Source organism: Paracraurococcus ruber, from assembly GCF_004353985.1.
Taxonomy (GTDB): Bacteria; Pseudomonadota; Alphaproteobacteria; order Acetobacterales; family Acetobacteraceae; genus Paracraurococcus; species Paracraurococcus ruber.
Genome location: NZ_SMOA01000055.1, coordinates 25587 through 31914 on the forward strand (window position 1 = coordinate 25587; position 6328 = coordinate 31914).

At 72.3% G+C, this 6328-nt stretch carries 8 protein-coding genes; 5 read left to right on the forward strand and 3 right to left on the reverse strand.

Going from position 1 to position 6328, the window contains the following annotated elements; all coding sequences use genetic code 11:
* Nucleotides 1-10: 10 nt before the first annotated feature.
* Together allE and E2C05_RS12680 are read right to left on the reverse strand one after the other, a co-directional pair.
* On the reverse strand, nucleotides 11-778 hold the full coding sequence (gene allE / locus E2C05_RS12675) for a (S)-ureidoglycine aminohydrolase (RefSeq protein WP_133220004.1): 768 nt from the start codon (nucleotides 776-778) through the stop codon (nucleotides 11-13).
* A 191-nt stretch (nucleotides 779-969) separates the two neighbouring features.
* Complete coding sequence (locus tag E2C05_RS12680) at nucleotides 970-1941, reverse strand: TerC family protein (protein ID WP_133220005.1); 972 nt, start codon at nucleotides 1939-1941, stop codon at nucleotides 970-972.
* Nucleotides 1942-2305: 364 nt separating this feature from the next.
* Here E2C05_RS12680 and E2C05_RS12685 point away from each other — a divergent pair, with 364 nt between their 5' ends.
* The 5 genes from E2C05_RS12685 (at nucleotide 2306) to uraD (ending at nucleotide 5063) form a co-directional block, all read left to right on the forward strand.
* Nucleotides 2306-2572: a twin-arginine translocase TatA/TatE family subunit gene (locus tag E2C05_RS12685; protein WP_133220006.1), complete on the forward strand. Its 267-nt coding sequence runs from the start codon at nucleotides 2306-2308 to the stop codon at nucleotides 2570-2572.
* Between the two features lie 141 nt (nucleotides 2573-2713).
* A complete protein-coding gene (locus tag E2C05_RS12690; RefSeq protein WP_133220007.1) occupies nucleotides 2714-3331 on the forward strand; it encodes a methylthioribulose 1-phosphate dehydratase in 618 nt (205 codons plus the stop codon).
* A gap of 1 nt (nucleotide 3332) precedes the next feature.
* Nucleotides 3333-3869 (forward strand): 1,2-dihydroxy-3-keto-5-methylthiopentene dioxygenase, encoded by a 537-nt coding sequence (locus tag E2C05_RS12695; protein WP_133220008.1) that lies wholly within the window; start codon nucleotides 3333-3335, stop codon nucleotides 3867-3869.
* Between the two features lies 1 nt (nucleotide 3870).
* Complete coding sequence (gene mtnC, locus E2C05_RS12700; RefSeq protein ID WP_240046718.1) at nucleotides 3871-4581, forward strand: acireductone synthase; 711 nt, start codon at nucleotides 3871-3873, stop codon at nucleotides 4579-4581.
* The gene (gene uraD, locus E2C05_RS12705; protein ID WP_133220010.1) at nucleotides 4578-5063 is read left to right on the forward strand and encodes a 2-oxo-4-hydroxy-4-carboxy-5-ureidoimidazoline decarboxylase; all 486 of its coding nucleotides are present in this window, start codon (nucleotides 4578-4580) and stop codon (nucleotides 5061-5063) included. The genes mtnC and uraD overlap by 4 nt, the downstream gene beginning before the upstream one ends.
* A gap of 305 nt (nucleotides 5064-5368) precedes the next feature.
* Here uraD and E2C05_RS12710 read toward each other — a convergent pair whose 3' ends face one another.
* The gene (locus tag E2C05_RS12710; protein WP_158292089.1) at nucleotides 5369-6223 is read right to left on the reverse strand and encodes an alpha/beta fold hydrolase; all 855 of its coding nucleotides are present in this window, start codon (nucleotides 6221-6223) and stop codon (nucleotides 5369-5371) included.
* Nucleotides 6224-6328: the final 105 nt, after the last annotated feature.

Below are 6328 nucleotides of genomic sequence, written 5' to 3' on the forward strand. Positions count from 1 at the left end.
CCTCCCAGCGCTAGAGTTCGACGTCGCGGTTGACGTCCTTGTAGAGCAGGTAGGCGGCGCCTTCCCAGCCGGTGCAGTAGAATTGCTGCGGCACGAAGCTGCCCATCCAGACGAAGTCGCCCGTCCACAGCTCATGCCACTCGCGGTCCAGCAGCTGCAGGCCCTGGCCTTCGAGCATGACCAGGCCATGCTCGAAGATGTGGGTCTCGACGCAATGGAAATGCGTGCCGGGCGCGAAGCCCATCACGTTCATCTCGAAATCCATGGTCATGTCGGCGGTGCCCAGCAGGTATTGCCGCCAGCGGCCGCTGTCGTCGACCAGCGTGCGCGGCGTCGCCTCCCGGCTGCCGAAGCGCGGGGCGGGGGCGGCATGGCCGGGCGCCGGCACGTAGCGGCGTTTGATCCAGACGGCCTGCACCGCCTCGGTGCCGCGGTTGACGAAGGACAGGGCGGTGCCGGCCGGCACATAGGCGAAGCCGCCGGCCGCCAGCGCCGCGGTCTCCCGTCCCGCCGCCACGTCCAGCGTGCCGGCCAGGACGAACAGGAAATGCTCCAGCCCGTCCTGCCGCGGCTCGCGCGTGCCGCCGCCGGGCAGCACCTCCAGCCGGCCCTGGACGAAGCGGGCGCCCATGCGGGGCGTCGCCTGGTAGTAGACCTGGGCGTCGCGCAGCCCCGGCAGCAGGCTGGGGAACATGCCGTCCGGCGGCAGCACCGCGTAGTTGCGGGTGACCAGGCTGCGGTTGTGGCCGATGACGCCGGGCGGGACGAAGGCGGGCATGGATGGCTCCGGTCAGGGTGCGCGCCGCGGCCGACCCCCTGGCGGGAACGTGCAAGATCGGGGCCGCCCGGCGCGGCGCATCCTTTTCACGGATGCCCCGCCGCTGCAAAGCCCCCTGACCCATCCCCTGCCCCGGCCGCGGGCAGGGGATGGCCGCGGGCCGGGCAGGCGCCGCGCCATCCCCGCCGGGGTCAGGAGGCGGCCTTCGCCTCCCCCCGCGTCCGCCACAGGCTGAGCGCGATCGAGCCGCCGATGACCACCGCGGTCAGCGCCAGGGCGTATTCCACCGGCACCGCCTTACCGCCGGCGACGTAGTTGGCCAGCATCTTCGCACCGACGATCATCAGCACGATCGACAGCCCGTGCTTCAGGTAGACGAAGCGGTGGATGACGCCGGACAGCGCGAAATACATCGCCCGCAGGCCCAGGATGGCGAAGACATTGGCGGTGTAGACGATGAAGGGGTCGGTGGTGACGGCGAAGATCGCCGGGATGCTGTCCAGCGCGAAGACCAGGTCGGTCAGCTCGACCAGGACCAGCACCAGCGCCAGGGGCGTCAGCATCCACTTGCCCGCCTCGCGCACCGCGAAGGCCCGGCCGCGATAGCCGTCGGTCACCGGCAGGCGGCGTTCCATCCAGCGCAGCACCGGGTTGTCGCGCGGGTCGCCTTCCTCCTCGCCGACCGAGCGCAGCATCTTCCAGCCGCTCCAGATCAGGAACAGGCCGAAGATGATCATGATCCAGTCGAATTCCCGCAGCAGGGAGGTGCCGAGCAGGATCATCGCCGCCCGCATCGCCAGGGCGCCCAGGATGCCCCAGAGCAGCACGCGGTGCTGGTACTGCGGCGGGACGCCGAATTTCGCGAAGATCAGGACGAAGACGAAGATGTTGTCGACCGACAGCGACCATTCGATCACGTAGCCGGTGAGGAATTCCAGGGCGCGGGTCTGCCGCGTCTCCTCCGGCCCGTAGGACGTCCAGAGGAAGGCACAGAAGCCGAGGGCGAGCAGGACATAGGCGCCGGATTTCAGCAGGGCGGTCCGCACCGGCACCGGCGCGGGGTCGCCATTGGCATCCTTCTTGGCGAAGACGCCGAGATCCAGCAGCAGCAGGCCGAGCACGGCCGCGTTGAAGACGACCCAGAACCAGATGGAGGGTTCCATCGCATGATCCTCTCTCTGCGCGCGGCCGGGGGGACATGCGGTGGAATGAACAGGCCCGGACGCGCAGCGGTTGCACGCATCCGACATCGCGGCGGGCGCCCCGCCGGGGCGCCGGCGCCGCCAGAGGGGCCCGGAACGGCAGCGAGATGGGAGAGCACGATTCGGCTTTCAACCCCCGTTGTCTGCGGCGACCGGCCGGGCCATGTGCGGGTTTGCGCTGCCCGGGGTGGCGCACTAGTGTCCGGCGAGGACCGGGGCACCGGGCGCATGCCGCCGCGGGGACCCCGGCAAGGCGTGGCCGCCCGGCGCCGCCGCTTCCGGCAGGGCCAGGCGCGACAACAGACAGGGGTCATCGGGGCGTCACATGGGTTCCTTCAGCATCTGGCACTGGCTCATCGTGCTGCTGGTCGTGCTGCTGCTTTTCGGCAGCGGCAAGATCAGCAACCTGATGGGCGACCTGGCCACCGGCATCAAGTCCTTCAAGAAGAACATGAAGGACGATGAGCCGGACGCGTCCCTGGCGGAAAGCGCGCCGCCGGCCGCCACGCCGCCGGCCGGCACGATCAGCGGCCCGGCCGCCCAGCCGACCCAGGCGGGCGCCACCAGCCAGACGACGCGCCCCGCCGCCTGACGCCCGATCCCGGGTGGCAGCGCCGGCGCGCGGCAGCGGCCGCGGGCCGGCCTTGCGATTCGGGCATTCCATTCGCCAGACGATCCGGTGTAATGACCGCGGCCCGGCGGGGAAATCCCCCGCCAGCCCCGGGATACCACGATGTCCGACGATGCTTTCGCCGCCGCGACCGCGGCCATCATCCAGGCCGGCCGGCGCATGGACCGGTTCGGCTGGGTGCCGGCCACCGCCGGCAACATCTCCGTCCGCTTGCCGGATGGGTTTGTGGCGATCACCCGGTCCGGCGGGCACAAGGGCTTCCTGGACGCGGCCGGGGTGATCCGGGTGGACCTGGACGGCCGGCCCCTGCGTGCCGGCGACCGCCCCTCGGCCGAGACCGGCCTGCATTGCGGCATCTATCGCCGCTTCCCCGATGCCGGCGCGGTGCTGCACGGCCATTCGGTGCCGGTGACCCATCTGTCCCGCACCGGCGGCGACCGCATCCTGCTGGAAGGCTACGAGTTGCTGAAGGCCTTTCCCGGCCTGCCGACCCATGCCGGCGCGATCGCCCTGCCGGTGGTGGACAACGACCAGGACATCCCCCGCCTGCAGGCGGTGGTGGAGCGCCGCTGGGATGCGCTGGCGGAGGTGCCGCCGGGCTACCTGATCCGCGGCCATGGCGTCTATGTCTGGGGCGCCGACATGCCGGCTGCGCTGATGCGGCTGGAGGCGCTGGAATTCATGCTCGCCTGCGAACTGGAGAAGAGGAGGGCCGCCTGAGATGAGCCGCCTGACCGTGTGGGAGGCCGCGACCGGCCGCGAGGTGCTGAGGACCGAGGACGCCGGGGCGATCGCCGCGGCCCTGCGGGAGATCGGCGTGCGGTTCGAGCGCTGGGAGGGCGTCGCCGTCCCCGAGGGCGCGACGAACGAGCAGGTGCTGGAGGCCTATCGCCCCTACCTGGACCGGCTGATGGGCGAGACCGGCGCGGGCACCGCCGATGTGGTGTCGCTGACGCCGGACCACCCGCAGGCCGCCGCCATGCGCGCGAAATTCCTCAACGAGCACATCCACACCGAGGACGAGGTGCGCTTCTTCGTCCGCGGCAGCGGCGACTTCGTCATGCATGTGGACGGCAAGGTCTGGGACGCGCATTGCGTGCAGGGCGACCTGATCAGCGTGCCGGCCAATACCCGCCACTGGTTCGATGCCGGCGAGAGCCCGCATTTCACCGCGCTGCGCGTCTTCTCCGACCAGTCCGGCTGGGTGGCGCATTTCACCGGCGATGACATCGCCGCCCGCTTCCCGGTCGCCGCCTGAGGTGGCCGGGACGGTCCGGCCGGTGACGCCGCTCGCCGTCCTCACCGACATCGAGGGCACCACCACCGCCATCGCCTTCGTCAAGGATCGCCTCTTCCCCTTCGCCGCTGCGGCGCTGGACGGGTTTCTGGCGGCGCGGCGCGACGATCCGGCGGTGGCGGGGATCCTCGACGAGGTGCGCGCCGCGGCGCCGGGGCAGGACCCGATGGCGGCGCTGCGCGGCTGGATGGCGGCGGATGCCAAGGTGACGCCGCTGAAGGCGCTGCAGGGCCTGATCTGGCGGCAGGGCTATGCCGATGGCCGCCTGCGGGGGCATCTCTGGCCCGATGTCGCGTCCTGCCTGCGCGCCTGGCATGCCGCCGGCACCACGCTGGCGGTCTACTCCTCCGGCTCGGTCGAGGCGCAGCGCGACCTGTTCGGCCGGTCCGAGGCCGGCGACCTGACGCCGCTGTTCCAGGGCTTCTTCGACACGCGCGTCGGCGCCAAGCGGGACGCCGCAAGCTATCGGGCGATCGCCGCCGCGCTCGGCCTGCCGGCGGCGGCGATCCTGTTCCTGTCGGATGTGGCGGAGGAGCTGGATGCGGCGCAGGCCGCCGGAATGCTGACCTGCCAGCTGGTGCGGCCGGAGGACGGCACGCAGTCCGCCGGTAGGCACCCGGAAGCGCGCGACTTCCCCGCGGTCGCCCGCCGCTTCGGCCTGCCCGCGGCATGACGCGCGAGGATTTCCTGGCGCGCTTCGGCAGCGTCTTCGAGAACCGGCCGGACCTGGTCGCGGCGGTCTGGGCGCTGCGGCCGGACACGTCCTCGGCCGAGGCGCTGCATGCCGGCTTCGTCGCCGTGCTGCGCGGGGTGCAGGGGGAGGCGCTGACGGAATTCCTCAACGGCCATCCCGACCTGGCGGGTCGGCTGCTGGAACGCGGCGAGGTCACGGCGGACAGCGCGAAGGAACAGGGCTCGGCCGGGCTGGATGCCCTGGACGCGGCGGCGCGGGCGCGTTTTCTCGCCCTGAACGAGGCCTATCGCGCCCGCTTCGGCATCCCCTTCATCATGGCGGTGCGGGACCGCAGCGCGGCCGAGATCCTGGCGGGGTTCGAGGCGCGGCTCGGCAACACGCCGGAGCAGGAGCGGGCCGAGGCGGTGCGGCAGATCGAGCGCATCCTGCTGCTGCGGCTGCGCGACCGCTACGCCGGCTAGGGTCCTGCCCGCGAAGTTCGCGGCCACCGGCTGCGAACGCGGCGGATCAGCCGGCCACGGCAAACAGAGGCGAGTGGTCCGCACCGAAGGGCGCCGCCAGTGGCGGCGGACTTCGGATTCGGGACACCAGGGCGGTTTCCCTGCGCCAGGGCCCGGCAGCCGCTCCACTCTTCTGAGTCTACGAGCATCTTCACCCGATCAGGTGACGCCACCTGGGCGGGATCTGCTCCATGGCAGGTCGCGGAAGGCCGTGAACGGCCCTGCGCGATCCGCTCCCACCCCCGGCGTGACCATGCGGGCCGGCATCAGGCCGGATGCGCGCGCAGATGCTCCAGCAGCAGCGCGGTCACCCGCTCCGGCACCTGGTCCGGCGCGTAGTGGCCGACGCCCGGCAGCACCTCGAACCGGTAGGGCGCCTCGATGAAATCGCGCGTGCCCTCGGCCGCCATGCGGCCGACCGTGTCGTCGGCATCGCCCCAGACGAACAGGGTCGGCACGCGAACGGGCGGGATCGGCCGATGCACCGTGCCGCGGGCGCGGTACCAGGCCAGGGCGGCGCTCATCGCCGCCTCGGTCCCCAGCACCGCCAGATGCTGCGCGGTCTGCGCCGGCGGGATGCCCTGGGCGGCGTGGCGAGTGCGCAGCCAGGCGCACTCCCCGGCCAGCAGCTTCGGCACCGCATCGGGATCGAGGAACCACTTGTGGTGGCTGGACCGGCGCGGCTGCTCCGGGTCCTCGGCGAGCGCCCGGGCGAAGGCGCCGGGATGCGGGCGGGAGAGCATGGTCAGCGAGGCCAGCCGCCCCGGCCACCGCGCCGCGATCTCCCAGGACAGGCTGCCGCCCCAGTCATGCCCGACCAGGTGGAAACGCCGGCCATGCCCGCCGAGCGCCGCGGCGAGGTCGAGCGCGTCGCGGATCAGCAGCTCGATGTCGTATTGCGCCGGGTCGGCGGGGTCGGGCCGCGCCCCGGGCGAATAGCCGCGCTGGTTCGGTGCCGCCGCGAGGAAGCCGGCCGCGGCCAGCGCCGGCAGTTGCGCGTCATACAGGTGCCGGGACACCGCGAAGCCGTGCAGCAGCAGCACGAGCGGGGCCGTTGGATCGCCGGCCACCGACACGTCGAAGGCGAGCCCTGGCCTTGTCTCGATCCTGCGGCTTTCCATCGCATTCCTCCTCGCCTTGGTGGGGTGCGGCATCGCCGGCCGGCGCGGCCGCGCCGCGGGCCGCTCACCGCAGGCGCCGCGCCGGGCCTGTCCGGCCGGCCGCGG